The following is a 26254-nucleotide window of genomic DNA, read 5'->3' on the forward strand; positions in this document are numbered from 1 at the left end:
GTGACTAATGAAAGAATGTAATGAGGTGAGGTCGGTGAATGATATTTCACAACAATATTTGGCCGATGCTAGAGAAGTGGTCATTGCGGGGAAATTGCTCCTACAAGGATACACTGTAAGTCGTCCACTTTCGGGAGCATGCCGGTACGATCTTATCGCAGAAAAGGACGGGCGTTTCATAAAAATTCAAGTTAAGAGTTTGAAACGTGATTCTACATACAAAAACTCACCATTACCGTATCCTGTATATGTTCTTGAAGCGTACTCTTTGAACCCAGTGAATGGTCAGAAGAAAGGGTACACCCGCATGGAAGTGGATGTAATCGTAGGATACAATCACGAGGAGGATTGTTTTGCGGCTGTCCCATTGGATGACTTCAAGGGAAAGTTAAGCGCGGTTGTTCATGCAAAAGAAGGAACTCGCTTTCAATATTTTAATTCGTGGCAGGCTCTGTCGGAAGTGTGATCATAATAATAGCTTTAATACTGGGAGGGATTCACTGATGGTTAAGTGGTGGATGGTACGAGCTGGCGATAGTAACGAATTAATACCAGAATGGTTAGATAAAGAAGTCGTATCTATCGGGTGGAGCAAATTAGGAAACCCCCTATCTTTTCAAACCAGAGAGAGACTGGTTGAGAAGGCTCATGCAGTATTCACAAATGAAAAGCCCGGAACCCGTATTCAATGGGCAAGTCAGGTTTGGAAGTTTAGCCGGGAAATACAGAAGGAAGATAAAATCATTACATACTCTAAGGAATCACGTGAATATATAGTTGGTACAGTAACCAAATCATTTTCTCATAACCCTTCTATTATTAGTGATTACTATCCAAACGTAATCGGAGTTCAATGGAATCAAAAGCGTATTTCACGCGATGATCTTTCACAAGGAGCTAAAAACACACTTGGAGGAATTTCGACAGTATTCCGTGTTGATAGTTGGGCACAAGAGTTTGAAAGTTTAATGCAGGGGCAAGGATTTACAACGACAACTACTACGCAAGATGATAATGATGACAGTGCAGATAATGAAGTGTTTATCCAACAAGCGATGACTATGCTTGAAGACGCAATTGACAAACTTGATGCCTGGCAGATGCAAGACTTGGTCGGTGGACTATTAGAGGCAATGGGTTACCAGGTGCGGATTAGCCCTAAAGGCCCCGATGGTAGTGTCGATATTATTGCTCATCGTGATGCTTTCGGATTCGAAAAGCCTATTATTAAAGTACAAGTAAAGCATCGTAAATCTGCCGCAGGTAGCCCTGAAATTCAACAACTATTAGGAGCTAACCCAATTGGAGCAAGCAGTCTTTTTGTTTCTACTGGGGGCTTTACACCGTCGGCAAAATCCGTGGCTCAGCAGAATGGAGTGAAAATGCTAGATCTAACTGAACTGGTTGAGTTAGTTAGTGAGTGGTATGAGAACATGGCAGTTGAAAGAAAGGCTCTATTACCACTTAGAAAGGTCTATGTTCCAATGTAGAATATTAAGCCGTTGGAGTAACGTAGAACAATATGTTTAATGGAGCTAATATGATTAGCTGATTATATTTTCGCTATAAATTTATGGGGAAGATGTGCTTTCCTTCTCCTGGTTAAAGGAGAGGTGTAAATTACCTCTCCAAATTATGTTAAAGGTAACCTTTAGATGAGCTGTTAGTTGTATACTGGAATAAGTATGCTTCTTTCTTATACGAGCATAGGAATACCGGCTTTTTTGTCGAATATTGGAATCAAAAGCAAACTAATAAATGGGTGGTAATGAAGATGAGTACCTCCTTTCACAGTCAATATTTTGCTTATGAACTTACAAAACAGAGTTCTTCTAATTCCGTTGGGCGTTTAAGCCAATCGTTAATTAATGCTACAGTAGACCTTAACCCACATCAGGTGGAGGCCGCTCTTTTTGCGTTCCGTTCTCCATTAGAACGAGGAGCTATACTTGCGGATGAGGTAGGACTTGGGAAAACTATTGAGGCTGGTCTAGTTATCAGTCAGTTATGGGCAGAAAGAAAGAGAAATATCTTAATCATTGTTCCACCGCCGTTAAGAAAACAATGGAATCGTGAGTTGATTGAGAAGTTCTATATCCCTTCCATCATTCTAGAAAATAAAAACTACAATGAATATGTAAACAACGGAAATGTAAATCCGTTTTTTCAAAGAGATCATGTTGTAATCTGTTCATATCAATTCGCTAGGAACAAAGCAAGGGACATCCAAGGAACTCCATGGGATGTAATTATTATCGATGAAGCTCATAGAATGAGGAATGTTTATAAAAAATCAAATAAAATAGCAAGGATTTTAAGAGAAGCGACTAAAGGTGCGCCTAAGATTTTACTTACAGCTACGCCTCTTCAAAACTCCTTGATGGAGTTATATGGTTTGATTAGCTTTATTGATCCACATCTTTTTGGTGATGAAACTACGTTTCGGAAGCAATTTGGGCATGGTACGAAAGAATTGTCTAAATACGACTTTCTTGATTTGAAACATAGAATCAAACCAGTCTGTCATCGAACATTAAGACGACAGGTGACAGAGTACGTACCATATACCAAACGCATCCCAATCGTACAGGAGTTTTTCTCTAGTGCCCTCGAATGGGAGTTATATGAGAAAGTATCAACTTATCTTCAGCGAGATGATATCATGGCTTTACCTAAGAGTCAGCGGTCATTGATGACTCTAGTGGTGCGCAAGATACTTGCATCGTCCTCGTTTGCAGTCTCTGATACATTACTATCCCTGATCAAACGCCTTGAGAAACTGATAGACGATGGTTTTACAGAAGAGGATGTTACTTTAGACATTAGTGGAGATGTAGATGAGTTTGATGAGACTATGGAAGAGTGGGAAGAAGATGAAAGTACAAATTCCGATAATAATAGTGATCTAATTAAAGGAGTAAATTTACAAAAATTACTTCAAGAGAAGGAAGAGCTATTCTCATACTACCGACTGGCACAATCAATAACTGAAAATGAAAAAGGGAAAGCTCTGTTGATTGCGTTATCTAAGGGCTTTGAGAAGCTAAGCGAGCTTGGAGCTAATAAAAAGGCAGTTATTTTTACAGAGTCTCGCAGAACACAACAATACCTTAAAGAAATGCTTGAACAAAACGGTTACGCTGGACAAATTGTTATGTTTAATGGGATGAATAATAGCCCGGAAGTAACAGAGATTTATCATAATTGGCTTGAAAAACATAAAGATGGTGATCAAATTACGGGGTCAAAAACAGCAGATACAAGAGCGGCACTCGTGGAGCATTTTCGTGAGAATGCTTCTATAATGATAGCCACTGAATCAGCGGCTGAAGGGATAAACCTTCAATTCTGTAGCCTTGTTGTTAACTATGATCTCCCTTGGAACCCACAACGCATCGAGCAAAGAATTGGAAGATGCCACAGGTATGGTCAAAAGCATGATGTAGTAGTAATCAACTTTCTGAATCGTAAAAATCAAGCTGACCAACGTGTATTTGAGTTGTTATCACAGAAATTTTGCTTGTTTGAAGGTGTTTTTGGATCTTCAGATGAGGTTTTGGGTTCCCTTGAATCAGGCGTAGATTTTGAGAAGAGGATTCAACAAATCTATCAAACTTGTAGGTCTTCAGATGAAATTCAAGATGCCTTCAACCAATTACAATCAGAGTTAGAAGAACAGATACAATGTAAAATGCAAGAAACAAGAAAGAGTCTCCTTGAGAACTTTGACGATGAAGTCAGAGAGAAGTTAAGGGTTCATTATGAGCAGACAAGCTTACAAATGAACAAGCTAGAAAGGTATCTCTGGGGACTTTCTATATTCGAAGGGCAAAGAGAAGCGCTCTTTGACCCAGAGACACTAAGTTTTAATCTTGTCCGGAACAACGAAAGATATCAGATGATATCCCAGATCAAAAAGAAGAGCCAAGAAGATGGAGCACATCATTACCGTTTAGGACATCCTTTAGCTGAGAAGTGGATTGAGCGGGCAAAATCTCGTTCATTAACCACTAAGGAAGTTATTTTCCGATACTCTGACTACGAAGGCAGGGTGAGCATCTTATCATCTTTAATAGGAAAAGAAGGTTGGCTTTCGCTTGATCTACTACAAGTTGACTCTATAGAGAAAGAAGAGTATCTTGTTTTCTCATGCATCGATCAAGAGGGTAATCAATTGGAGGAGGATATCTGTGAAAAGATGTTTATTCTGCCTGGCGATGAGGGTAATGAAATAGTTTGTCCGAATGGAACGACCAAAACCTTAGTTGACTTATTTGAACATCAAAAATCGGCAATTTTGAATGAGATTAATGAGCGTGCAAATGAGTTCCTTGAAAGTGAGTTAGAGAAGCTGGATAAGTGGTCACAGGACTTAAAGAATAAGCTTGAAGTTGAGTTGAAAGAGCTTGATCAAAGAATTACACAGTTGCAAAAAGAATCAAGGTTAACAAGAGTATTAGCGCAGAAGCTTGAGATGAATAAAGAAGTTCGGGAACTAGAAAAGAAAAGAAATGAAATGAGACGTAGTCTGTACGATGAGCAAGATGAGATTGATCGGCAGAAAGAGCAATTATTTGTTGAAGTAGAGAAGAAAATAAAGCAGGACATTGAGCAAAGACATATTTTTACAATTAGATGGAGAATTGTATAAGGCAGAGGTGTAATTATGAGCGGAAAAACAAAATTAGAATTAACGTGGGTCGGAAAATATGATGAACCCAAGTTGGAACCACGTATCTTGTTAGAAGATATGTCTCAATCCTATCATGCAGATAAGCGAGTAAGTGATGAAGACATATTTGATAATCGATTAATATTTGGTGATAACTTACTAGCTTTGAAAGCATTGGAGCAGGAGTTTACAGGTAAAGTTAATTGTATATATATCGACCCTCCGTACAATACAGGAAACGCTTTTGAACATTATGATGATGGGTTGGAGCATAGTCTATGGCTTAATATGATGAAAGATCGGCTTGTGATATTAAGAAAACTGTTGTCCGACGATGGTTTCATTTGTGTCCATATTGATGAATCTGAAGGTGCATATTTAAAGGTTCTAATGGATGAATTGTTCGGTCGAAATAATTACCTTAGCTCAATTTATGTACAAGTTCGTTATCCTGATAAAACTTTAAAAGAAGATATGATTTTTCATAAGCAAATTGAACACATCTTAGTATATAGAAAGTCTCCACTAGCACAAGCAAATCGAATGCAAAAGGATTATGACTATGGCAAGTTTTGTTACTATATTGAAGAGTTAGGACAAGGGAAAGAAGTAAAACTAGGCGGTAAAAAAGTAACTATTTATAATTCTGATGAATATAAGATTAAAAAGAAGGAAGGTTCTGTTGAAGGACTAAAGGAAATATGGGCATCAGGATCAATATTAGATGGGAATTCATCAGGAAGGTTTTTTAGAGACTATTTAGCAGAGCGTAAAGAAATAGATGGATTAGGCTGTTTATACAAAGTCTTTGACATTGGTGATGATGGAAAAGGGTACAGGTATTTTAGTGGGCCCAAAAAAGAAAGTGCTACAAGAGGAAAATACTATCAAGGAGTTCCTGTAGACAGACAAGATGATAGTGAAGATAATGTAACCTTTTTACCCATTTCAAATTTCTATGACTTAGCGGCCCAGTTCGGAAATTGTAGACATGAGGGCGGAGTAGAATTTAAGAGTGGCAAAAAACCTGAGGCTCTTCTTGAACTAGTACTAAAACACTTTAGTAAGAAAGGCGATTTAGTTTTAGATTCATTCGCAGGTTCAGGAACAACTGGTGCTGTTGCTCATAAAATGGGTCGAAGATGGATAATGATTGAACTTGGTGAACATTGTCATACCCATATTATCCCTCGGATGAAAAAGGTCATAGATGGAACCGATCAAACAGGTGTTAGTAAGGAATATAATTGGCAAGGTGGTGGAGGCTTCCGCTATTACCGAGTCGCACCTAGCGGTTTAACCCCTCAAAATTAGAGTCTTTCTCCCTTATTCTCGCATTTTCATATGATTCTTCCTTCTTCCCTACTTCAACCACCTTGGAGTCGGAGTCTAGAAAGGAAACCGTCTAGCGTCAAGGAGATCACTTGACCCCAGACGGTTTCCTTTCTGCTTGTCAGCTAGGTTGAAGTAGGGATCGTTCTGCAATCCTTTGCCACACTACACTTTCACAACAAATGGTGTAATGCGTTGCAGGGTAAAAGCTTTACCAAATTCTACAGGTGATAAATCGTACAAGCTTCCGTGAATCCGGCGCTGATTGTAAAAGAGCAGATAGTTTGTCACGGTTTCATAGGCTTCTTGATAGCTCTGAAATTCATTCCGCTGCAAACATTCTTTCTCCAAAACGCTGTGAAAGGACTCAATGTGAGCGTTTTTGTTTGGCGTCTTTGGAGGAATTCGTTCGTGAACGGTTCGGAAGCTTTGACAGGCCTCCTCGAATACATGACTAATAAACTGCGGACCGTTATCCGTACGGATAACAGGGGGATTCTCGTTGTCGAATTGTTGCCGTTTCCACAAAGCTCTTTGAAGAATCTGAGATGCATGTTTTCCTTCGCATGACAAACCAAAATGATAGTCTACGATCGCTCGATCATAGACGTCAATGAGACTCATCAGGAAAAAGAAACGATGTTCCCCGGCGATAAATCCGTATTTTACGTCCATCTCCCACAATTGATTCGGAGCGGTGATCTCTCGGTTATTGGCAAGCCTCCGGGGATGATGACTATTCTTTTTTCGTTGTGGTTGTAAAAGTCCTTCTTCTTTCAGCAGGCGGTACACTTTTTTCTTGTTGATGATCAACTGGTGATCTCGCCGCAGGCAGACCGTAAGCTTTCGATAGCCATAAGCAGATTCTTCATCCGCAATCAGTTCCGATATCCATTCTTTAATTTGCTCGTCACTGACAGGTTGTCCGTCCGTTGACAATGAATAACCAGGGATCGGCCGCCCTCCATGGTAAACCCGTGGCTTTTGAGAGGCCTTATTTTTCCGATAGTAGTAGGTTGCTTCAAGGATGCCGACAATACGTAGCACCAATTTGGCTGTATACCCCAGCTGTATCCACTTGTCGGCTATTTCCACTTTGTCCGATAAGCTGGGTTCACCTTTTTTACAAGATCACGGAGGATCGCGATTTCCAAATCCTTTTCTCCAAGTAGTTTCTTCAGTTGATCATTCTCGGTTTCCAATTCACGAAATTCTCCCGGGCTCGGAGTATAACTCGTTACCGCTTTGGCTTCGGCAGGAGTGTTTTTCCAATCCGCATGTTTCGAATCACGTATCCAACGATACAACATTTTCGCATCGATCCCATGCCGTCTGGCAACTTGGCTTGCATTTCCTGCATCTTGGGCTTCTTGAACCAGCTGTTGTTTAAACTCGATTGGATAGCGTTTTCGTTGCATAAAAAATCCCCCTCTGTTCTTCTGATACCAGCTTAACAAGATAAGGGGGGTAGACTCAAATCCAATTTTGGGGCTTAAGAGCTAGTTTGTTACAGAAAGATAAATTCGGAAACTGGATCATAAGTAAAGAGTACAACCCAGAGATGTTAGCGGAAGCAATGTGTAAGATAAAAGGGTTTCAGTACAGTCCTGATGAAGCTGTTTTCTGGAAGCAAGGGAAGTCAACCGAGAATGATTTTATCTTTACTACTACTCAGTTAATTACAAGAGAGATTGCTGATCAAATCCAAGAACAGTTGAATGAGAATGAGTCGTTATTGATATGTTGTAAAGCATTTAATGTTCAACCAAGAGATTATCCTAATATCACTTTTGAAAAAATTCCAGGTTCAATTCTTAACCGTTGTGAATTTGGACGTGATGACTACAGCTTAGAAATTGCAGAAATACCATACAAGGAAAAACAATTTGAATTGGATTTCTTTGGAGAGGAAGATGAAGCATGAATCGCTACGTCAAAACTATTTCAGCAAGACTAAGCCTACGTCCACCTCAACGTGAGTCTCTGGAAATTCTTGCAGATATTCTAGAAGTAATAAATATTGGTAAACAATCATCGAATTCATTATTAGAAGAAGTGAATATGGTGAGAGCTCTCTACCCGAGTGTTTCAGACTTTGAACGTGAGTTTCCTTCTCTATGCTTTGCTTTGGCGACAGGAGTTGGTAAAACACGCTTAATGGGTGCATTTATTACCTATCTATTTTTAGCTAAAGGGTTGAGGAACTTTTTTGTCCTTGCTCCTAACTTAACGATCTATAACAAGCTTATTAAGGACTTTACTCCAAATACACCAAAGTACGTTTTTAAAGGAATATCCGAGTTTGCAACAAACCCACCTGTTATTATTACAGGTGAAAATTATGAAGAAGCAAAAAGTATACGTTACAACCTTCTAGACACGAGTGAAGAAGTTCATATTAATATTTTTAACATCTCTAAAATAAACTCAGAGGTACGAGGAGGCAATTTACCTCGTATTAAAAGACTGAGTGAATATATTGGACAAAGTTACTTTGAGTATTTGTCTACATTGCCTGATTTAGTTCTTCTAATGGATGAGTCACATCGCTATCGTGCATCTGCGGGGGTCAGGGTATTAAACGAGTTAAAACCAGTACTAGGGCTAGAATTAACAGCAACACCACAAGTTGAATCTGGAACAAGGGCTGTTCCCTTCAAAAATGTTATCTATAGCTATCCACTACATAAAGCTATGGAAGACGGCTTTGTAAAAGAACCCGCTGTTGCTACTCGTGAAAACTTTAATCCGTCTCATTACTCTGAAGAACAGCTGGAAAGAATAAAGCTTGAAGATGGGATTACCATTCATGAGGAAACAAAGGTTGAATTAGAGGTTTATTCTAGACAATTTAAGCAACCCATTGTAAAACCTTTTGTTCTAATTGTAGCCCAGGATACAGCTCATGCTACCGAGTTAGTGAAGATCATACAATCTGAAGATTTTTTTGATGGACGTTATAAAGATAAGGTTATAACAGTGCATTCTAATCAACGCGGTGAGGAAAAGGATGAAACAATTCAACAGTTAATGGCTGTAGAAGATCCTTCTACGGAAACTGAGATCGTTATACACGTAAATATGCTTAAAGAGGGTTGGGACGTTACTAACCTTTATACAATTATTCCTTTAAGAGCGGCAAACTCTAAAACCTTGGTGGAGCAATCCATTGGGAGAGGATTACGATTGCCCTATGGCAAAAGAACCGGAGTGCAGTCGGTTGATCGCTTAACCATAATAGCACACGATAAGTTCCAAGAGATTATTGATGAAGCAAATAATCCAAACTCAATTATCCGTCAAGGGGTTGTGATTGGTAGAGATGTAGCAAAAGAACAGAAAAAGGCGTTAACAGTGGTACCATTTCTTGAAGAAAGAGTAACCCAGAAAATTGAGGAGCAAATTCAGGAGCTATTAACTGAGAAGAAGAATGAAACAACTTATCAGACACCAACAGCAACAATACGTCAAGTAGTTGAATTAGTTCAGAAAAGGGTTGAATCATTAGAACACTTACCAACTTCTAAAGAGTTGAGTAAAGAGGAAGTAAAGCAAAGAATAATAAAAGAGGTAAAAGAGGCTTATCTATCTGAAGAACTCGACCTATTTCCAGAAGAAAAGGACAATTTAGTTAAGCAGACGGTGGAAGTATATGTAGAACAGTTAATCAAACACACAATAGATATACCTCGTATTGTTGTTCAACCAGTAGGTGAACTTGCATGGGGGTATCATGACTTCGATCTTGATACAAGTGGCGTCCAACTTACACCAGTTGAGGACGATATTCTAATACAACATTTACGTACACATGAGCGGGATACGATAAAGCGTAAGGATTTATCTTATAAAGAAGAGAAATTAGAAGATTATCTTGTGTCTGCATTAATGGACTTCCCTGATGTATCTTACGATGATCATGCTGACCTACTTTATAAGTTAGCTAGTCAATTAATTGAGCACCTCAGAAGCTATTTGGCAGATGATCGTGCTGTAGAGAATGTGTTGATGTACAATCGCTTGCGTTTAGCTGATCTTGTACATTCGCAAATGAAGGATCATTTTTATCAACAAGCTACTGATTATGAGGTTAAGGTTAGTAAGGGATTTGAACGGCCAAAAGAAGTGCATTATACCACTATTCTAGAGGAAGGTGTTCGTCATTTCCGCCAGCAAGTCGAAGACAAGTCTAAAATCAAAAGCTTGGTATTCGGTGGTTTCTTAAAGTGCCTTTATCCTACCCAGAAATTTGATTCAGACAGTGAGCGTCGCTTTGCTGTTATATGTGAGAATGATGCAAATGTTTTAAAGTGGTTTAAGCCTTCTCTCGGTCAATTAAAGATTTATTATGGTCATAGTTCTACGTATAATCCGGACTTTGTTGTAGAAACAACCTCTCATAAATACATTTGTGAAATCAAAAGTGAAGCAGAAATGGAAGATAAGGTTGTTCAGGATAAAGCTAAAGCGGTAGTAAATTGGTGTAAGCATGCTTCTGAGCATGAAAGACAGCACGGTGGTAAGGAATGGTCGTACCTTCTTATCCCACATAATGAAGTTCAAGAGAATATGACTATTGAAGGGTTAAAAGCGCGATTCTTGAGAACTTTTATCTCAACAAGTTAGGAGAGGAACTCAGCCTCTCCTTTGTTGAAGAATAACCAGTGAGGCGCTACCACTCCATCGCCCATGTGGCGTGACTAGCGCTCAACTTTAGTGGGATACGCCGGAGGTCTCCGCCTGGGGCCAAAGGAAGAAGATGAATCAGGCTAGGTGCTGGGTCAGCGCGTCACTCCGCGAATCCATCACCGAAATTCAAATGAGTGACTGCGCTCGGAGATGCTCATGTGTCGCTGTTTTCGGACGGGGGTTCGAATCCCCCCGCCTCCACCAAATACATAACAAATGAAGCCGCCTGATGAGAGAGCCCTGCAAAATCCCCTTGTTGGAGCTTGCAACTCGAGTAACCCCATTGAATTGTGTAAAAAAGAGGGCAATAACGAAAAAATGCAGTTCAATCTCCCTCAGGAGGCGGACTGCATTTTCTCTGTTAATTTTATCATCCGTTTTACATTTACGACGAAAGTCGTAAGTATTGCCTGTATTCGCATGCGAAAGAGACCACGGTACTTAGCCTTGGTCATCCCATGATACCTTTTTAGTTCCGCATTTTTATGTTCAATAATCGGTCTGCGACAAATACGTTCCTTGAACGTATCGCTTTTCTCAAACTCGATTTGCTCTTGGTAATGTTCCGCCACAATCCGAATGGAATAGGTTTTGCTCTTCGCTCCTGGCTTGAAGCATCCTTCCTTAAGCGGGCACGCCTTGCATTTCTCGGTATCGAAATAGAAAACAAGAGAACGACTATTGCCACTTTGCTTGCTTCCTTGGACAGCTTTTCGAATACTGTGTTGTCCTGCCGGACAAATAACAAAGTCTGCATCCTTGTTGTATTCAAAACCTTCTTGTCTAAGCCCTCCGTTATGTACGATCGGGTTAAGTGGTACGACGGGTTGAATCTGCTTACTTTTCATCTCTTCCAAATTATCTTTACCCGAATATGCAGTGTCAGCAATCACTTCATGTACTTCTATACCTGCGTCCAAGGTTTGATTCAAAAGTTCTTTGAATTGTTTGCCGTCATCCGAACTTCCTTCAGTAACTTCCACAGCCGTAATGATCTCTTCTTCTGTCATGGCGATATGTTCTTTGTAGCCAAAAAAGGATTTTGTATTGCTCTTCCATCCAAAGCGTGCATCCGGATCAATGGCCGACATAATGCCTTTATTGGCAAGGAGACGCTCGTCTTCCACGATGGCCTTGGCGATTCGAACTTTCTCCGAGATGGAACCTTCATGATCCGGCAACAACAACTCAACAGTTTCCCCAAGATTAGCCAGGTACTGAAGCATGATCTTCTCGGCATCCTCTTGATCTTCTTTCCTCAACCCCGGTAACTTCGGGAGTTTCTTCTCAAGCTTGGGATGCTTTTTCACCACAACACGGAACAGGCGCTTCGCCGCATCTCGAAGTACTTCAAGTGGCTTTTGTTTTTGCGAAGCTGCCAGTGTATGGGTGGAGTCCATGATGATCGTCTTTGACTTCACAAGACCTTTTTCAATGCACTGACGCACAACTGATATGAGCACCTCATCCACGGCTCCTGCTCCTAATCGATGATTACGAAAGCGAGACAGTTGGGAGGGGTCAGGAAGGTTATCCTCCGGATTTACACCTAAAAACCACTTGTAAGCGAGGTTTACCTGCGTTTCCTGAATGATGCGTTCATCCGAAAGATTGTAGAGAACTTGTAAAAACAGCAAACGAAACAGGAGTTCTGGTTCGTTAGCAGGTCTTCCGTAATGCTCACAATAAGAGGAACGAACTAAGTCATGAATAAACGTGAAATCTACGATTTCATTGATTTTTCGTAATGGGTGATCCTCGGGAATCAGTTTGTATAATTCGGCATGGAAAGATGCCGTCATTTGTTTAGAGGGCTGTAGCAATGGTTCCAACTCTTTCGTTTTCTTTTCATTGTACAACAAAACCCAGTGCCAAAGGGGGTACTGGTTGAAAACTCTACGGTTGGGGAGGAGAAGCATGTTTCCAGGCGGAGCGATTGGCGGAGTCCAGCCTAGCGGAACAGCGAAGCCCGGGGAAACGAAAGCGCAACCTATGAATAAACTCCGGAGCTGCGCGCCGTTTTGCGCTTCCCCCGGGATCGCTGTGGAGCGGACAGTTTAACTCCCTTGCGGGACGTAGACCGTAGCGCAGATCGGAAACATGCTTCTCCCCACTACAGCTACATTCACGACACATGAATCCCCAGTACCTAAAAGCACTGGGGATTCAGTTTACAGATAGTAGGTGGACTTTTGCAGGGCTCTCCTGATGAGGGGGGCTTTTTTGTGCTTTTGGTAATCTCGTTATATTTGGCGGTTTCATCATCACTGTTGTAACCGCGATTGATCAGTCAATGTTATCGCGAGGAACCCCATGTAATAATCGAGTCGGTTAGTGTATTCAAGTCTTTTCATACATATAGCATCGACTGATTTGAACAGCATAACCATGTGTATCATCTTGGATTCTAGCTGGATGAAAACTCTGCTGACGTATTTCTCAACCAGTTGACAAAATGTTCTTCGGGTTAGATGTTTCGCTATCCAGTAGACCTCTCAATGTCAGTACGTCGTATTTCACTGAAACAGTAATAATACTGGTTCGGGGAGAGTAAAAGACTGAACAGAACCGAATGAGTGTGGTACAGTTCTACCGGGCTTCCGATTTAGTTTCCGTGCTTCAGGAAAAATTTGCGGCAGGAACACTCAGCCGATTTCGCTAGAAATTGAAAAAGATAGATTTACTCATTCTTGATGAAGTTGGCTACGTGCCGTTTAGCCAAATCGGGTCTGAGTTATTGTTTATCGGCGTTAGTTGATCGCCTGGTGCACCACGCTCATATCCTCTCATTTACGGGTGAGAGTTTCCACTTCAAGCAGGCAATGGATAGAATTCCTCTATAGTTTCAAACGGCTGGCAAGTGCTTAGGCAATTTTGACTGCAAAACTGAGCATTTTCTACTTGAAAAACCAGATCGGCCGCCCCCATGGTAAACCCGTGGCTTTTGAAAGGCCTTATATTTCCGATAGTAGGTTGCTTCAAGGATGCCGACAATACGTAGCACCAATTTGGCTGTATACCCCAGCTGTATCCACTTGTCAGCCTTGAACCAGCTATTGTTTAAACTCGATTGGATGGCGTTTTCGTTGCATAAAAAATCCCCCTCTGTTCTTCTGATATCAGCTTAAGAAGATAAGGGGTGTATACTCAAATCCAATTTTGGGGCTTAAGAGCCAGAACACACGTTACCCATGTGCAGGGGCTATCTTTTTGAGGATAGATTCAATGTACTCCTTAGTACCAATTGTATACAATTTCCATCCTTATTAATGGCAGAGCATAATAGGAAGCAACATCTTGTTAGCGTTACTTTGGAATAGTCCACCTTTAATTTAGAGGTTCTATAGAAACAAGCTTCGGCGATCCTATAAAGCTAGACTCATACTCTACAAAATATTCTTCGTTCACATTAATTAATTTCGTAATAACCCTCGGGACATTAATAGTTGTTTTCACGTTGAGCTGATCCTTAATTACCATGAAGTCATTGCTAACCTCTATTACTTTTACGACTGCTACTGTCTTTTCCTTAAAATAAATACTCCATATTAGTAAAAGCACCATCATTACAAGAAACAATGTACCCAAAAAAACAATAAGTTTTTTCTTTTTCATTTACAAATCCCCTTTATTATCCAAGTATTGACAATTTTTTATGACATGGTTATGATTCCAATATACCATATATTAGTGGGTTTTCAAAATGATTCCTTTTCTGAAGAAAAAATTCATAGCTATTCTAGTTGCAACTGTTACACTGACTAGCTTGATCCCATTTACTGTAAGTGCGGCCAGCAAAGACTTTAAAGAGATTGAAGAAGAGGTTAGTTTTGACATGGTTAAGGTCGGCGATCTCGATGTAACAGTTTATGAAGACGGAAGGGTGAAAGGTCTCGGAAAATCGAAATCCCAAAGGATTTCAAAAAACGAACGAAAAAAATACTTAAGATAATGGGTTTTTCTGAAAAAGAGATTGATACTTTACCAGAGGAAATGCAAGAGGAATTGTTAGCTGAAGGTGGCGTTAAAGTGGACTCGGAAGTTGAGTATGAACCAACTATCTATACTGATCTAGATGGAGTTCAACACGTCGTCAATGAAAAAAAACAAAGAAAAAATTAAAAAAATTGCAAAGAAAGATTTTGAAAAACTACAAGAAATGGGATTGGTAAACGAAGATGTTACGGGAGATGTAACGATTGCTGGAACTGAAATTGGTGATTATGAGGATGGAGATTTTAGAGGCTGGGGTTATATTATCTATCATGGTATAGAGGATAGTGAATATGAATATTCTTACTACACTAAATTTGAATGGAGTTCACGTCCTACACTTTATTTTACTGATCGAGTAGCGCATGCTTGGCAATACCATACAACATCGATAAGAACAAGCGCTGATTATGATGTGACTTATTTTAGTAGTAGCGGTAGAAAACTTGGAAGTATTGATTATGATCCAGATACTGAGCAGGATGTCTACGGTTCACTTGCAGAAATTGATATTGACTATCATGAAGGAATACATGATGGCTATCTGAAAGATAAGGTGCGTATACCTAAATCTCACAAAGGAGAAACAGGGACGTTTGTATCTAGATATGTACACTCAAGTGCACCTAAATATGTTGATGGTTTTAGTATAGGCTATGGGCCGATATCTATTACAATTAAAGGCGCGAACTGGGTATATCCTTGGAGAAACAAATTTACGATAGGAAAAGACTATTAATGCTCCATTAATCTGTAGCCTTTTAATTCCCTAATCAAAATATTTTAAGTTTGTAGAAATACCTTACAGACACCAGTTGATCTTTGTTGCCATATAGCTCTCCGATAAGTTCGGAGAGTTTTATTTTATTCGTCTGGTTGCCCCAGCAATGACAATCAAGGTAGCGGAATCCCATTCTTGATCGTAATTCTTAAATAGCTAATAGCGAATACTGGAATACTTTTTGAACATAGCCTGTATGGGGAAAAACTTGTCCTTCATGCTCAATTGTTCAAACTCTTCTCTGACAACAACATGATGCACATTCGCGTATCTCTGTTCAATCTTGTAACTATGAGCGGTTTAACCCCTCAAAATTTGAGTTATTCTCCCTTAATCTCGCTGCTTTGTATACTTGGATTGTCAACACCTGACTAGACAGATTTCTTAAGTGCCTTCTCTTTGTACGCTAATGGGCTTAGATATCCTAGTGTGGAATGAATCCTTGCTTCGTTAAACCATTTGACGTATGTTCCTAGCTCTTGCTTTAACTGAGATAGCGATTCAAATTTGCGATTTCTCACGAACTCGGCTTTGATCAGCTTAAAGGTTGCCTCCGCAACTGCATTGTCATAGGGACAGCCTTTCATACTCAATGAACGCTTGATCTTGAACGTGTTGATCACTTCATCAATCGTGAGATTTCTAAACTCACTGCCACGATCTGTGTGAAAAAGCTGGATTTGGCGTAGATCTCCTTTTACGCTTGCAAATGCTTGATAGACTAGTGCGGCATCTTTAAATTTTCCGCAGCTGTAACCGATGATCTCCCGATTAAATAAGTCCACGAGCAAACAAATATAGTGCCATTTATTTGCGACCCGAACGTATGTCAAGTCACTCACAACGGCTTCCAGTGGTGCTTCTTTCGCAATCTCGCGATTCAGTTCGTTCTGGATCGGCGATTCGTTACATGACGACATATGCGGTTTATACTGCGCCACTGTGTAGACCGAGACCAGGCCGTTTTTCTTCATCAGACGTCCAATGCGCCGTCTGGAAACCGTCATTCCCTCTTCTTGAAGTTTTGCTTTGATTTTCCTTGCTCCATACACGCGCTGATTCTCTTCAAAAATACGGATAATTGCTTGTTCTACTTCATCATTGACAGATGATTGCTCATTACTCTCGTAGTAGTAGGTACTCCTATTGACCTGAAGGATCTTGCACATGGCCGATATGGGATACTTATGAGCGTTTTGCTGGATTACCGTTAATTTCGTCCGAAGATCAGCGCTGCTTGCTTTAAAATATCGTTTTCCATCTTCAACCGTTGGATTTCCTTACGCAGCGCTCTGAGTTCCTTTTCTTCCTCGGTTCGGTTGTCTTTTTCTTTGAAAGAACCTGTTGTTCTACTCTGTTTGACCCAACGGTCAAACGCAGATGCACTCAGATCATATTCTCTCAAAATATCTGCACGCGGTTTCCCATTCTCGTAAAGTTGAACCATCTGCTGCTTGAACTCGTCTGTAAATGACCGACGCTCACGTTTCTGCATGACATTCTCTCCGTTCCTTGTCGATTTGATTTCAATCTACTAGACCTTAAGAGAATTGTCCAATTCAGTGTAGCCGATCCAACTTGCCTCCTTCTTCAATTCTTGGGGAGTCTAGGACGGGACAAGTCTAGCGTCCAGGAGTACGCTTGACCTTGTCCCGTCATCTTTTTCAGCGAGTTTGAAGAAAGAAATGCTGTGCCATTTCATGGTCACTTTATACCTTAACAACATATGACTTTAACCATATTTTTGCCACAGTGGCAAGGTTATGCTTTAAAAAACTTTAGGCGAACATATGCTTTAAAGTTTTTTATTTATTTATATTCGAGCATAGCTTTCAATGCAAATAAGTTCTACAAGCTGAATAAAGACTCGAGTCTAACCTAGAAGTACTGAAGCAATTAAAGTGACAGGTTGATAAACTGGAAAAAGAATCCCTTAAAGAGTTAGTCACAAAAAAGGTTTTTACCCTGTCGAGGTGCGGCTGGCGAGCTATTTGTGTCGGTGTCCACTTACGATACGGATGCCGAACTGAAAGAGCCACTGAACAAAGCGACCTTGATAAATAGAGAGAATTTGCTACCAGCTATCGTCATCTCAATCGGTTACTACAGCAGTTTTTATACGGAGGTAGGAACGCTATAAAAAAACCAGTCGATACACATAAATCATGTGCCCGCCTGGTTTCATCACGTTTACAAAGCTGTATTCGCTACAAGCTCTGCGAGCCGCTCCTTTATATTCCCCGTACAAACTCCCCCATGATACGCGACGACCGTCTCGATATCCAAATCCGCAAGCTTGGCGATCGACTGCAGCGCAGACGCTTTGTCCGGGGTAAAAGCGGGATTGAATGTCATGAGCAGTCCGTCTTGTGCCGTGAGCGCATCACCTGCGATCAACGTCTTGCTGGGAAGATGATACAAGGACACATGATCCGGGGAGTGGCCTGGGGTATAGACGACACGGATTCCGCCGCAGTCGGGCAACAGATCTCCATCGGTCAGGGCATGGTCGACATTGACAGGTGTAGCGAAACTGCCGCTTTTGATCAATGGAATCTGTCCAGCAAGGTAAGGAACGGCTGCTTCGTGTGCCAGCACCTGGATGTTCCCCTCAAAGGCATCGACGATTTCCGGGAGACTGCCGATATGATCCCGGTCTTGATGGGTAATAATGATTTTCTTCAGTTGTGAAAAGGGAATGCCTTCTTCTGCGAGAACAGCCTTGATCAGCTCCAGCTGTCCCGGGATGCCCGTGTCTACCAGGATGGCTCCTTCCTCATCCCACAGCACCGCCGTGTGAACCACGAACAAACCGTCATCGACTTTCATCTCCAGCTTGATCACTTTGATTCCTTCCCTAGTCTCCAATACTGCCACCTCCATGGATCGGATAAAGACTTCATGTAAATTCCCTAAAAGGTGCCGAAAACTTTCTATCAATATGTCTTCCATCACAAAGAGCTTGAAAAAAATAGAACAACCCGCAATATACAGATCCCGGAAAAAAAGGATGACACACTAGCTTTCCTACTTCCAACATGTATACAATGTATTAAGAATCTTGGGGAAAGTAGGAAAACGGAATGTATAGAATCGGTGTTGTCGGGCCGCATCTCTCGGTGGGTCGGATTCTGGATGTGGCGAAAGAATTTGAGCAGATGATGGAGTTTATTCCCTATCCGTACGAATCGTTTAAAAATACGCCCGAGATTGTTCTGGAGCATGACCATCATGTGGACGTGTGGCTCTTTTCGGCACAGATTCCGTACAGAATTGCCCGAAAGACGCTGGGATCGGATGAAAACATGATGCATATTCAACACTCGGAGGCCAGTCTGTATAAATGCTTTCTCAACATGGCCTGTGAGCTGGGGACCTATATGGATCGGGTAAGCATCGATGAGATTGACACCTCGGACCCGGAGGAAGCCATCTCGCAATTGGAGAACGTACCGAGCCAGATTTATATGAAACTATATGACGAAGAGACAGATCTGAAGGAATTGCTGCAATTCCATCTGGATCTCTGGAATGCTGGAAAGACGGACGGAGCGATTACCTGCTTTCAATTTGTCTACCAGTCGTTGCGTGAAGCGGGAGTGCCAACTTATTGGATTTCGCCGACCCGTATGGAGATTCGCAAGACGCTTCGGATTCTTGCGGAAAAGGTCAGGACCATCTATTTCAAGGATACGCAAATCGGCGTGGTGATCATGGAAATCGAGCAGTTCGACAAGATTGCCCAAAAGGCGAAAAGCCCCTACCATCTCCAGTATCAGGAGCTGCGCTGGAAAGAGGCCCTGCTGCGGCTCTGCGAAAAGCTGGATGGCTCGCTGCTGGAAAAAGGATATGGCCGCTATGTGATCTTCAGTTCCCGCGGGGCGATTGAGAGAGAGCTGACAATGGTGCAAAACACGGTTTTCCAGCTATCACTGGAATCGGAAACGACTGCAGCGGTGGGCATCGGGTTTGGAGAGACGGTTTTTACGGCGGAGGTCAATGCTCGACAGGCGATCCAGTACTCGAAGGAAAAGGCAGAACGAGGCATGATTATCGTGCAAGAAAATGGTACGATCAGCGAATCGGTCGGGAAGGAAGAGATTACGTACTCCTTCCGCATGGATGATAAGGATTTATTGGAGAAGCTGAAAAAAGGAAACATCAGCGTGAAAACCTATAACAAGATCGAAGCACTGATCCGCCGGATGGCCTGGAGTGATTTCACCATAAAAGACCTAGCCACCCACCTCTATCTGGACGAACGGAATGCGCGCAGGATTGTCGCTATGCTGTGCGAAGTGGAGCTGGCGGAATGCATCGGCGAGGAATCGAACTCAACACGGGGCCGTCCTAGTAAAATATATCGCTTGGTATAATCATTCGTTTCAATGAATGATTATTTTTTTTTAGATTCTTTGAAAAAATCCGTTGATATGTCAGAGTGATGCGAGTACAATCATTTACAGGGTATTTACCCTTAACTAACCCGAAAATAGGACATCTCGGGTTCAACAGCGGTGACAGCTTTCGTAGTGCCAATTTTTGGCGTGTAGAAGTTGGACATACACAAGATTACTAAGGGGGAAGCGTTTGATGAAAAAGGCAATAATCGTGATGTTATCCTTTCTTCTAATGGCCGTAACAGGTTGTTCGCAACAAGCCGGTGCCGGACCGGAACAAAAGGCGCCATCGACCATTCAGAAGGTAAAAGACAAGAAGAAGCTTGTGGTGGGTACAGGTTCAGCCTATATGCCGTTTGAGATGAAGGACAAGCAGGGCAACTTTATCGGGTATGACATCGACATGATGACGGCATTGGGCAAAGCGCTTGGCGTTGAAGTGGAATTTAAGCAAATGAAATTCAGCGGGTTGATTCCAGCCCTGCAAACTGGCGATATCGACATGGCGGTTTCGGCGATGACCATTCGCGGCGATCGCGCGCTTTCTGTCAGCTTCTCCAACCCGTACTATTCGACAGGACAGGTATTCATGGTGCCGAAAACGGACACGACTACCCAGTCCTGGCAAGATCTGGACAAGCCTGATAAAAAGATCGCCGTTTCCCAAGGGACTACAGGTGCGCTGTTAGCGAAGCAAATTTTCAAGCAAGCCAAAGTACTGGATTTCGAAGGCGTCCCTGCGGCTGCAATGGCAATGAATCAGGGACAAGCAGATGGTGTTGTCACAGAGGAAGTGGTTGTTCGTGAATATGAGCAAAACCCTTCTTTCCAGACAAGAGGGATTTACGACTTGATTTCTACTGACAATCTGGGAATTGCGGTTCCGCTCAACGACGTGGAAACGGTCCTCTGGATTAATTCCTTCCTCGCTTCCTACAAAGGCAGTCTGGAAGATCAAGCTTCCATTGAAAAATGGTTCCACTCCAGTGATTGGAGAAGCGAAGTAGAAAAGAAAGAGTAGCGGAAAAATGAACTAGCATCTCTTACAGGGCGGGAAGGGTCCATTATGGCTCTTCCTCTCTTATTGTATGTTTTGGAAAATACCAAGGAAATGGGGGTACATTCATGGGTTACCAAATGGAATGGGGCGTGATTGCGGACAATCTTCCTCTTTTCTGGGAAGGGCTGCTGATAACGCTGAAAATCTCAGCGATGGCGCTCATCTTTAGTCTTCCAATCGGAATTGTGGCAGGCTTGTGCCGCATTTCCCGGAATCGGATTCTTTCCTTTATCGCCACTGCATATGTGGAATTGATTCGCGGGATTCCTCTTCTCGTGTTGCTGCTGTGGATTTTCTTTGTACTGGGGAGATTCTTGCGCATCGATTCGTTCTGGGCGGCTGTACTAGGCTTGGCTATCTTCTCGGGCGCATTTGTGGCTGAAATTATTCGGGCCGGTATTCAATCCGTTCCGCGTGGACAAATGGAAGCAGCCCGTTCGTCGGGGATGAGCTACGTGCAAGCTATGCGCCTGGTGATTCTTCCGCAGGCTTTCCGCAAGGTGCTGCCTCCGCTCGCATCCCAGTTTATCATCCTGATCAAGGATTCTTCGCTCGCCTCGGTCATTTCCGTCGTGGACTTGAGTCTGGTGGGGAACAATCTGGTGGCGACCACCTTCCGCGTGCTTGAAATCTGGACCTTCATCGCAGCTGTCTATTTCTGCATCACCTTTTCTCTCTCTCAAATCGTACGTTATTTGGAACGGAAATACCGCGTGCATGAATAGCAGTTTATCGTGACGAAAGGAGGAATCATACCGACATGATTTCGATTAAGAATGTGACGAAAAGCTATGGAACGTTAAAAGTACTTCATGATATCAATCTGGAAATTCCGCAATCGCAGGTGTTTGCCTTGATCGGCCCGAGCGGTGCGGGAAAAAGCACGCTGATCCGGACGATCAATGCGCTGGAGGACATTCAGGCGGGCGAGATTCTCGTAGATGGGACCTCCGTACACGAGAAAAAAACAGATATCAACAAGCTGAGAGCCGATATCGGCTTCGTGTTTCAGTCGTTTAACCTGTACCCTCATCTGACCGCACTGGAAAACGTAACCGTAGCTCCTATCAATGTAAAAGGGATTGGCAAAAAGGAAGCAGAGGAAAAAGGAAAAGAGCTTCTTTCCAGCCTTGGTTTGGGGGAGAAATTCGCCTCCTATCCCGGCCAGCTATCGGGTGGCCAGCAGCAACGGGTCGCGATTGCCCGTGCTTTGGCGATGGATCCAAAGGTCATGCTTTTTGACGAGCCTACCTCGGCCCTTGACCCGGAAATGGTAAAGGAAGTATTGGACGCGATCCGCAAGCTGGCAGGTACGGGGATGACCATGGCAGTTGTCACGCACGAGATGGGTTTTGCCAAGGAAATCTGCAATCAAATCGTCTTTATGGCGGAGGGAAGGATTGTCGAGGTAGCACCGCCCTCGGAGTTTTTCAGCAATCCAAAGACGGATCGGGCACAGGATTTCTTGGGCAAGGTGCTGAATCACTAGACGAAAAATCAGGAGTGAACATAGATGAAATTGTGGGGCGGACGTTTTACCAAACAAACGGACAAGCTCGTGGAAGAGTTCACGGCCTCTATTGGTTTTGATCAAAAGCTGGCAAGTGACGATATCCGCGGCTCGCTGGCTCACGTGAAGATGCTGGGTGCATGCGGCATTATCCCGCAGGAGGATGCGGACAAGATCAGCGAAGGCTTGCGAAACATTTTGCAGGAAGTAAAAGCGGGCAGCTTTCAATTCTCAGTAGAGAATGAAGATGTTCACATGAACGTCGAGAAAGTTCTGATCGAGAAAATCGGACCGGTTGGCGGAAAGCTGCATACGGGACGATCTCGCAATGATCAGGTGGCAACCGACCTGCATCTCTATTTGCGCCGGGAAACAAAACAAATTATTGCTCACTTGGTCGACCTGCTGGATGCGCTGGTTGAGACTGCAGAGAAGAATTTCGACGTGATGATTCCGGGCTATACCCATTTGCAGCGGGCTCAGCCAGTGCTGCTGGCGCATCATCTGCTCGCATACTTCGGGATGTTCTCCCGTGATGTGGAGCGTTTGCAGGATGGGTTGAAGCGGATTGATTCACTGCCGCTCGGTGCCGGAGCCCTGGCTGGTACGACGTTCCCCATCGATCGCGAATTGGTGGCAGCAGAACTCGGGTTTGCGCGAATTTATGAGAATTCGATGGACGCCGTCAGCGATCGGGACTTTATTGTGGAATTCCTGAGCGCCGCATCGCTTGTGATGATGCATCTATCTCGTTTTTGTGAAGAGATGGTGCTTTGGTCCTCCACAGAATTTGGTTTTGTGGAGCTGGATGATGCGTACTGTACAGGCTCCTCGATCATGCCGCAGAAAAAGAATCCGGATGTGGCGGAACTGCTGCGTGGGAAAACAGGACGCGTCTATGGCAACCTGATTGGTCTGTTGACCGTATTGAAAGGATTGCCGCTCGCCTACAACAAAGACCTGCAGGAAGACAAGGAAGGCATGTTTGACACGGTGGATACGCTAAAAGGCTCCTTGCAGCTGTTTGCTGGAATGATCCGGACGATGGAAGTGCGCAAGGAACGTGTAGCTCAGGCACTGAAAGAGGATTTCTCCAACGCCACCGATCTGGCCGATTATCTGGTGCGCAAAGGCATGCCGTTCCGTCAGGCGCATGAAGTGATCGGAAAGCTGGTGCTGTATTGCATTTCCAATGGCAAATACCTGGCTGATCTTACGCTAGAGGAGTACAAGCAGCACAGTGCTAGCTTTGAGGAGGATCTCTACCAGACGATCGACATCCGTACGGTTGTGGATGCGCGCGATGTACTGGGGGGAACAGGCAGCAAGCAAGTAGAGCAGAGTATCCGTAAGGCCAAGGTTTGTATTGCGGAGCTGGAAAAGTGGACGGAAGAGGCTTTGCAGAAGGAAGAGGTTCGGTACTGAATAGGAAGATTATGCCCACGCTTTGAACAAAGCGGGGCATTTTTTATATGGCAGTGATGATGGGATTGCTCAAGGGAAAATTTACAAAATAATATTGAAAATGCATCAAAAAAATGGTATCAATAAGTGAGTTCAAAATAAATTGAACTAATAATCGATTCAAGAATAACGTAATGCATCGTCATACACATTTTTAACTTCGTTCAGATAATCAAACGAGGAAACCTTTATGGAAAGATCGAGATCGATTTGCTGCAGTACATGGTTCAAATTTTTTTGAACTCCTGTGTCATGGATGAAGCTTACTGTTTTGATCCAATAAAGGAGATGATTATTTGATGTCTGATAAGTTCGAAGTTGATCGGCAAGAAATAAAAGAAATTCTCGATTCTGTAGTGAATATGGCCATGCAATTCTATGACAATCTAGATTCTCATCCGGCTGCTGTAAATCCCCAACCCCTCTTCCAAGAAAGTCTACCCATCGAAGGGTTAGGGACTATGCAAGTATTGGAGCATTTTCTATCTGCATACTCGAAAAGCCTAAGCGGTAGTGTAGGACCTCGATTTTTAGGATTTGTAACTGGGGGAGCAACACCTGCCTCGGTTGCAGGAGATTGGCTTGTTAGTATTTATGATCAAAACGTGACGAGTATCGAGGAGTCTGTAGCGGGCCAGCTTGAATTGGAGACGATTGGAATGCTCCGGGAACTCTTCGCACTGCCGAAGGAGTTTAGTGGAACATTCGTTAGTGGAGCAACGATGGCGAATCTCGTTGGGCTAGCGCAGGCCAGGCAATGGATCGCTCATCAACAAGGCGTTGATATTTCCCAAGAAGGGTTGTATCGCTTGCCGAAAATAAAAATTGCGAGTGGGTCACCGCATTCTAGTATCTATAAATCTTTGGCGATATTGGGGATGGGTAGACAGAACGTTACCCTCATTCCATGTATCGAAAACAGAGAGGCAATAGATATTAATAAATTGCGAGGATTTTTGGAGGAGCAAGAAGGTGTGCCATGTATTGTTGTGGCAAACGCAGGTACAGTGAACACCGTTGATTATGATGACCTGCAAGCATTGGGTGAGTTGAAGAAAGAGTTTTCCTTTTGGCTCCATGTGGACGCTGCTTTTGGTGGCTTTGCAGCGTGTTCCACGAATTATTCTCATTTCGTCAATGGAATGGATAAAGCAGATTCCATTACCATTGACGCTCATAAATGGCTCAATGTGCCTTATGATTCCGCTATGCAATTCACTAGACATAAATCTTTGCAGGTCGAAGTCTTTCAAAACAATGCCGCCTATTTAGGGAATTCAATGAATCAGCCCGAATTTGTTCATCTCACGCCAGAAAATTCAAGGCGTTTCCGAGCTCTGCCAGCGTGGTTTACTTTGAAAGCATATGGACGTTCAGGATACCAAAAGATCGTTGATACGAATATAGAACTGGCACAACTTTTAACGCGAAAAATTCAGCTTAGTGACAGGTTTGAGTTGTTGGCTCCGACCAGACTGAATGTAGTATGTTTTACCCTGTCTTTGAAGGATAAGAGTCTTTCATATGAAGAAATTAATAGATTTTTAGACACCCTGAAGGATGATGGTCGCGTATTTATGACGCCAACCATGTATCAAGGCAGGCCTGGAATCAGGGCAGCATTCAGTAATTGGAGAACAAGCGCACAAGATGTAGAAATAATTTGGGAGGCACTAGATAAAGTGAGTTCCGAAATGGTTCAAGGGTTGTAAATCCTTTGGGCTCTCCATAGAGACGAAGAATAATGAGGTTTCGGGGGTATATCGATTTGATGTCGCAAGCCCGGCTTTTAGAAGAAATTATTACCCGTCATGAGCAACTATACGAGGCTATGAGAAGAGCCCCCCTTTTGGGAGTATCGAATTATTATATCGGCGGCGGTTGTCTGACTCAAACGGTATGGAACTACTTATGTGGACTGCCGCTGGATTATGGAATCAATGACATGGATCTGGTTTATTTTGATCAGGAGAAGATAAGCTTCGAGGAGGAAGCTCTCGTCATCCAAAAAGGAAAAGAACTGTTTGCTGATCTTTCCTTGAAGCCTGATATCAAGAACCAGGCACGTGTACATATTTGGTACGAAGAGCGCTTTGGCTATCCGATTCAGCCCTATACATCTGTGGAACATGCTATCGATACCTGGCCTACGACAGCAACAGCAATCGGTATGAGATGGGAAAAGAATGCCTGTAAGATCTACGCCCCATTTGGTTTACATGATCTGTTCGGAATGATCGTCCGGGCAAACAAGGTTCAGATCACGAAGGATATTTTTGATAAAAAGGTAATGAGGTGGAGCCGAACGTGGAAGGATGTAATCATTATTCCATGGGAATCGGACATCATCTAA

The 26254-nt window shown here is 42.7% G+C and carries 21 protein-coding genes and 1 other RNA gene; 16 read left to right on the forward strand and 6 right to left on the reverse strand.

Annotation, left to right across the window (positions count from 1 at the left end):
• Positions 1 to 34: 34 nt before the first annotated feature.
• From T458_RS55220 to T458_RS0129590, 4 genes are all read left to right on the forward strand, one after another.
• Positions 35 to 466, forward strand: coding sequence for a group I intron-associated PD-(D/E)XK endonuclease (locus T458_RS55220; protein WP_023555466.1), 432 nt, complete (start codon positions 35 to 37; stop codon positions 464 to 466).
• A 37-nt stretch (positions 467 to 503) separates the two neighbouring features.
• Positions 504 to 1490 carry a restriction endonuclease gene (locus T458_RS55225; protein WP_023555467.1) on the forward strand — a complete coding sequence of 329 codons (987 nt, stop codon included), beginning with the start codon at positions 504 to 506 and terminating at the stop codon, positions 1488 to 1490.
• A 284-nt stretch (positions 1491 to 1774) separates the two neighbouring features.
• Positions 1775 to 4651, forward strand: a complete 2877-nt coding sequence (locus T458_RS55230; protein ID WP_023555468.1) for an SNF2-related protein — start codon at positions 1775 to 1777, stop codon at positions 4649 to 4651.
• A gap of 15 nt (positions 4652 to 4666) precedes the next feature.
• Positions 4667 to 5986 (forward strand): site-specific DNA-methyltransferase, encoded by a 1320-nt coding sequence (locus T458_RS0129590; protein ID WP_051410150.1) that lies wholly within the window; start codon positions 4667 to 4669, stop codon positions 5984 to 5986.
• Between the two features lie 183 nt (positions 5987 to 6169).
• Here the strand turns inward: T458_RS0129590 and T458_RS55235 are convergent, their stop codons facing one another.
• Together T458_RS55235 and T458_RS55240 are read right to left on the reverse strand one after the other, a co-directional pair.
• A complete protein-coding gene (locus tag T458_RS55235; RefSeq protein ID WP_023555125.1) occupies positions 6170 to 7099 on the reverse strand; it encodes an IS3 family transposase in 930 nt (309 codons plus the stop codon).
• Positions 7090 to 7422: a transposase gene (locus T458_RS55240; protein WP_023555126.1), complete on the reverse strand. Its 333-nt coding sequence runs from the start codon at positions 7420 to 7422 to the stop codon at positions 7090 to 7092. Before T458_RS55240 ends, T458_RS55235 begins: the two co-directional genes overlap by 10 nt.
• Before the next feature lie 143 nt (positions 7423 to 7565).
• On the opposite strand from T458_RS55240, the gene T458_RS55245 reads away from it, so the two are divergent.
• The 3 genes from T458_RS55245 (at position 7566) to ssrA (ending at position 10886) form a co-directional block, all read left to right on the forward strand.
• Positions 7566 to 7928: a hypothetical protein gene (locus tag T458_RS55245; protein WP_144083926.1), complete on the forward strand. Its 363-nt coding sequence runs from the start codon at positions 7566 to 7568 to the stop codon at positions 7926 to 7928.
• Positions 7925 to 10630, forward strand: a complete 2706-nt coding sequence (locus tag T458_RS58080; protein WP_023555470.1) for a DEAD/DEAH box helicase family protein — start codon at positions 7925 to 7927, stop codon at positions 10628 to 10630. The genes T458_RS55245 and T458_RS58080 overlap by 4 nt, the downstream gene beginning before the upstream one ends.
• Positions 10606 to 10886, forward strand: a transfer-messenger RNA (tmRNA) gene (gene ssrA / locus T458_RS56815). The genes T458_RS58080 and ssrA overlap by 25 nt, the downstream gene beginning before the upstream one ends.
• A gap of 142 nt (positions 10887 to 11028) precedes the next feature.
• Here the strand turns inward: ssrA and T458_RS55255 are convergent.
• Together T458_RS55255 and T458_RS55260 are read right to left on the reverse strand one after the other, a co-directional pair.
• Positions 11029 to 12516: an IS1182 family transposase gene (locus T458_RS55255; protein ID WP_031305284.1), complete on the reverse strand. Its 1488-nt coding sequence runs from the start codon at positions 12514 to 12516 to the stop codon at positions 11029 to 11031.
• A 1504-nt stretch (positions 12517 to 14020) separates the two neighbouring features.
• Positions 14021 to 14308, reverse strand: coding sequence for a hypothetical protein (locus T458_RS55260; protein ID WP_023555471.1), 288 nt, complete (start codon positions 14306 to 14308; stop codon positions 14021 to 14023).
• Positions 14309 to 14396: 88 nt separating this feature from the next.
• On the opposite strand from T458_RS55260, the gene T458_RS55265 reads away from it, so the two are divergent.
• Together T458_RS55265 and T458_RS55270 are read left to right on the forward strand one after the other, a co-directional pair.
• Positions 14397 to 14645: a hypothetical protein gene (locus T458_RS55265; RefSeq protein ID WP_023555472.1), complete on the forward strand. Its 249-nt coding sequence runs from the start codon at positions 14397 to 14399 to the stop codon at positions 14643 to 14645.
• Positions 14646 to 14789: 144 nt separating this feature from the next.
• Positions 14790 to 15425, forward strand: coding sequence for a hypothetical protein (locus T458_RS55270; RefSeq protein ID WP_023555474.1), 636 nt, complete (start codon positions 14790 to 14792; stop codon positions 15423 to 15425).
• A 413-nt stretch (positions 15426 to 15838) separates the two neighbouring features.
• On the opposite strand, the gene T458_RS55275 is transcribed toward T458_RS55270, so the two are convergent.
• A protein-coding gene (locus tag T458_RS55275; RefSeq protein WP_144083927.1) for an IS3 family transposase occupies positions 15839 to 16962 on the reverse strand; the annotation gives its coding sequence in 2 pieces (ribosomal slippage) (positions 15839 to 16713 and positions 16713 to 16962; 1125 coding nt in all).
• 695 nt (positions 16963 to 17657) lie between these two features.
• Positions 17658 to 18344: an MBL fold metallo-hydrolase gene (locus T458_RS55285; RefSeq protein WP_252989898.1), complete on the reverse strand. Its 687-nt coding sequence runs from the start codon at positions 18342 to 18344 to the stop codon at positions 17658 to 17660.
• 206 nt (positions 18345 to 18550) lie between these two features.
• Here T458_RS55285 and T458_RS55290 point away from each other — a divergent pair, with 206 nt between their 5' ends.
• The 7 genes from T458_RS55290 (at position 18551) to T458_RS55320 (ending at position 26254) form a co-directional block, all read left to right on the forward strand.
• The gene (locus T458_RS55290; protein ID WP_023555478.1) at positions 18551 to 19843 is read left to right on the forward strand and encodes a hypothetical protein; all 1293 of its coding nucleotides are present in this window, start codon (positions 18551 to 18553) and stop codon (positions 19841 to 19843) included.
• Between the two features lie 217 nt (positions 19844 to 20060).
• Positions 20061 to 20888, forward strand: a complete 828-nt coding sequence (locus T458_RS55295) for a transporter substrate-binding domain-containing protein (RefSeq protein WP_023555479.1) — start codon at positions 20061 to 20063, stop codon at positions 20886 to 20888.
• Positions 20889 to 20992: 104 nt separating this feature from the next.
• A complete protein-coding gene (locus T458_RS55300) occupies positions 20993 to 21652 on the forward strand; it encodes an amino acid ABC transporter permease (protein WP_023555480.1) in 660 nt (219 codons plus the stop codon).
• A gap of 35 nt (positions 21653 to 21687) precedes the next feature.
• The gene (locus tag T458_RS55305; RefSeq protein WP_023555481.1) at positions 21688 to 22416 is read left to right on the forward strand and encodes an amino acid ABC transporter ATP-binding protein; all 729 of its coding nucleotides are present in this window, start codon (positions 21688 to 21690) and stop codon (positions 22414 to 22416) included.
• 24 nt (positions 22417 to 22440) lie between these two features.
• Positions 22441 to 23862, forward strand: coding sequence for an argininosuccinate lyase (gene argH, locus T458_RS55310; protein ID WP_023555482.1), 1422 nt, complete (start codon positions 22441 to 22443; stop codon positions 23860 to 23862).
• Between the two features lie 338 nt (positions 23863 to 24200).
• Positions 24201 to 25613: a pyridoxal phosphate-dependent decarboxylase family protein gene (locus tag T458_RS55315; RefSeq protein ID WP_023555483.1), complete on the forward strand. Its 1413-nt coding sequence runs from the start codon at positions 24201 to 24203 to the stop codon at positions 25611 to 25613.
• Positions 25614 to 25672: 59 nt separating this feature from the next.
• A complete protein-coding gene (locus T458_RS55320; RefSeq protein WP_031306345.1) occupies positions 25673 to 26254 on the forward strand; it encodes a nucleotidyltransferase family protein in 582 nt (193 codons plus the stop codon).

The sequence above is a fragment of the Brevibacillus panacihumi W25 genome (assembly GCF_000503775.1).
Lineage (GTDB): Bacteria > Bacillota > Bacilli > Brevibacillales > Brevibacillaceae > Brevibacillus > Brevibacillus panacihumi_A.

Coding starts and splice junctions, on each gene's coding strand:
- T458_RS55225 (WP_023555467.1), top strand. CDS start 504: ATGGTTAAGTGGTGGATGGTACGAGCTGGCGATAGTAACGAATTAATA.
- T458_RS55230 (WP_023555468.1), top strand. CDS start 1,775: ATGAGTACCTCCTTTCACAGTCAATATTTTGCTTATGAACTTACAAAA.
- T458_RS0129590 (WP_051410150.1), top strand. CDS start 4,667: ATGAGCGGAAAAACAAAATTAGAATTAACGTGGGTCGGAAAATATGAT.
- T458_RS55240 (WP_023555126.1), bottom strand. CDS start 7,422: ATGCAACGAAAACGCTATCCAATCGAGTTTAAACAACAGCTGGTTCAA.
- T458_RS55245 (WP_144083926.1), top strand. CDS start 7,566: ATGTTAGCGGAAGCAATGTGTAAGATAAAAGGGTTTCAGTACAGTCCT.
- T458_RS58080 (WP_023555470.1), top strand. CDS start 7,925: ATGAATCGCTACGTCAAAACTATTTCAGCAAGACTAAGCCTACGTCCA.
- T458_RS55260 (WP_023555471.1), bottom strand. CDS start 14,308: ATGAAAAAGAAAAAACTTATTGTTTTTTTGGGTACATTGTTTCTTGTA.
- T458_RS55265 (WP_023555472.1), top strand. CDS start 14,397: ATGATTCCTTTTCTGAAGAAAAAATTCATAGCTATTCTAGTTGCAACT.
- T458_RS55270 (WP_023555474.1), top strand. CDS start 14,790: ATGAAAAAAAACAAAGAAAAAATTAAAAAAATTGCAAAGAAAGATTTT.
- T458_RS55290 (WP_023555478.1), top strand. CDS start 18,551: ATGTATAGAATCGGTGTTGTCGGGCCGCATCTCTCGGTGGGTCGGATT.
- T458_RS55295 (WP_023555479.1), top strand. CDS start 20,061: ATGAAAAAGGCAATAATCGTGATGTTATCCTTTCTTCTAATGGCCGTA.
- T458_RS55300 (WP_023555480.1), top strand. CDS start 20,993: ATGGGTTACCAAATGGAATGGGGCGTGATTGCGGACAATCTTCCTCTT.
- T458_RS55305 (WP_023555481.1), top strand. CDS start 21,688: ATGATTTCGATTAAGAATGTGACGAAAAGCTATGGAACGTTAAAAGTA.
- argH (WP_023555482.1), top strand. CDS start 22,441: ATGAAATTGTGGGGCGGACGTTTTACCAAACAAACGGACAAGCTCGTG.
- T458_RS55315 (WP_023555483.1), top strand. CDS start 24,201: ATGTCTGATAAGTTCGAAGTTGATCGGCAAGAAATAAAAGAAATTCTC.
- T458_RS55320 (WP_031306345.1), top strand. CDS start 25,673: ATGTCGCAAGCCCGGCTTTTAGAAGAAATTATTACCCGTCATGAGCAA.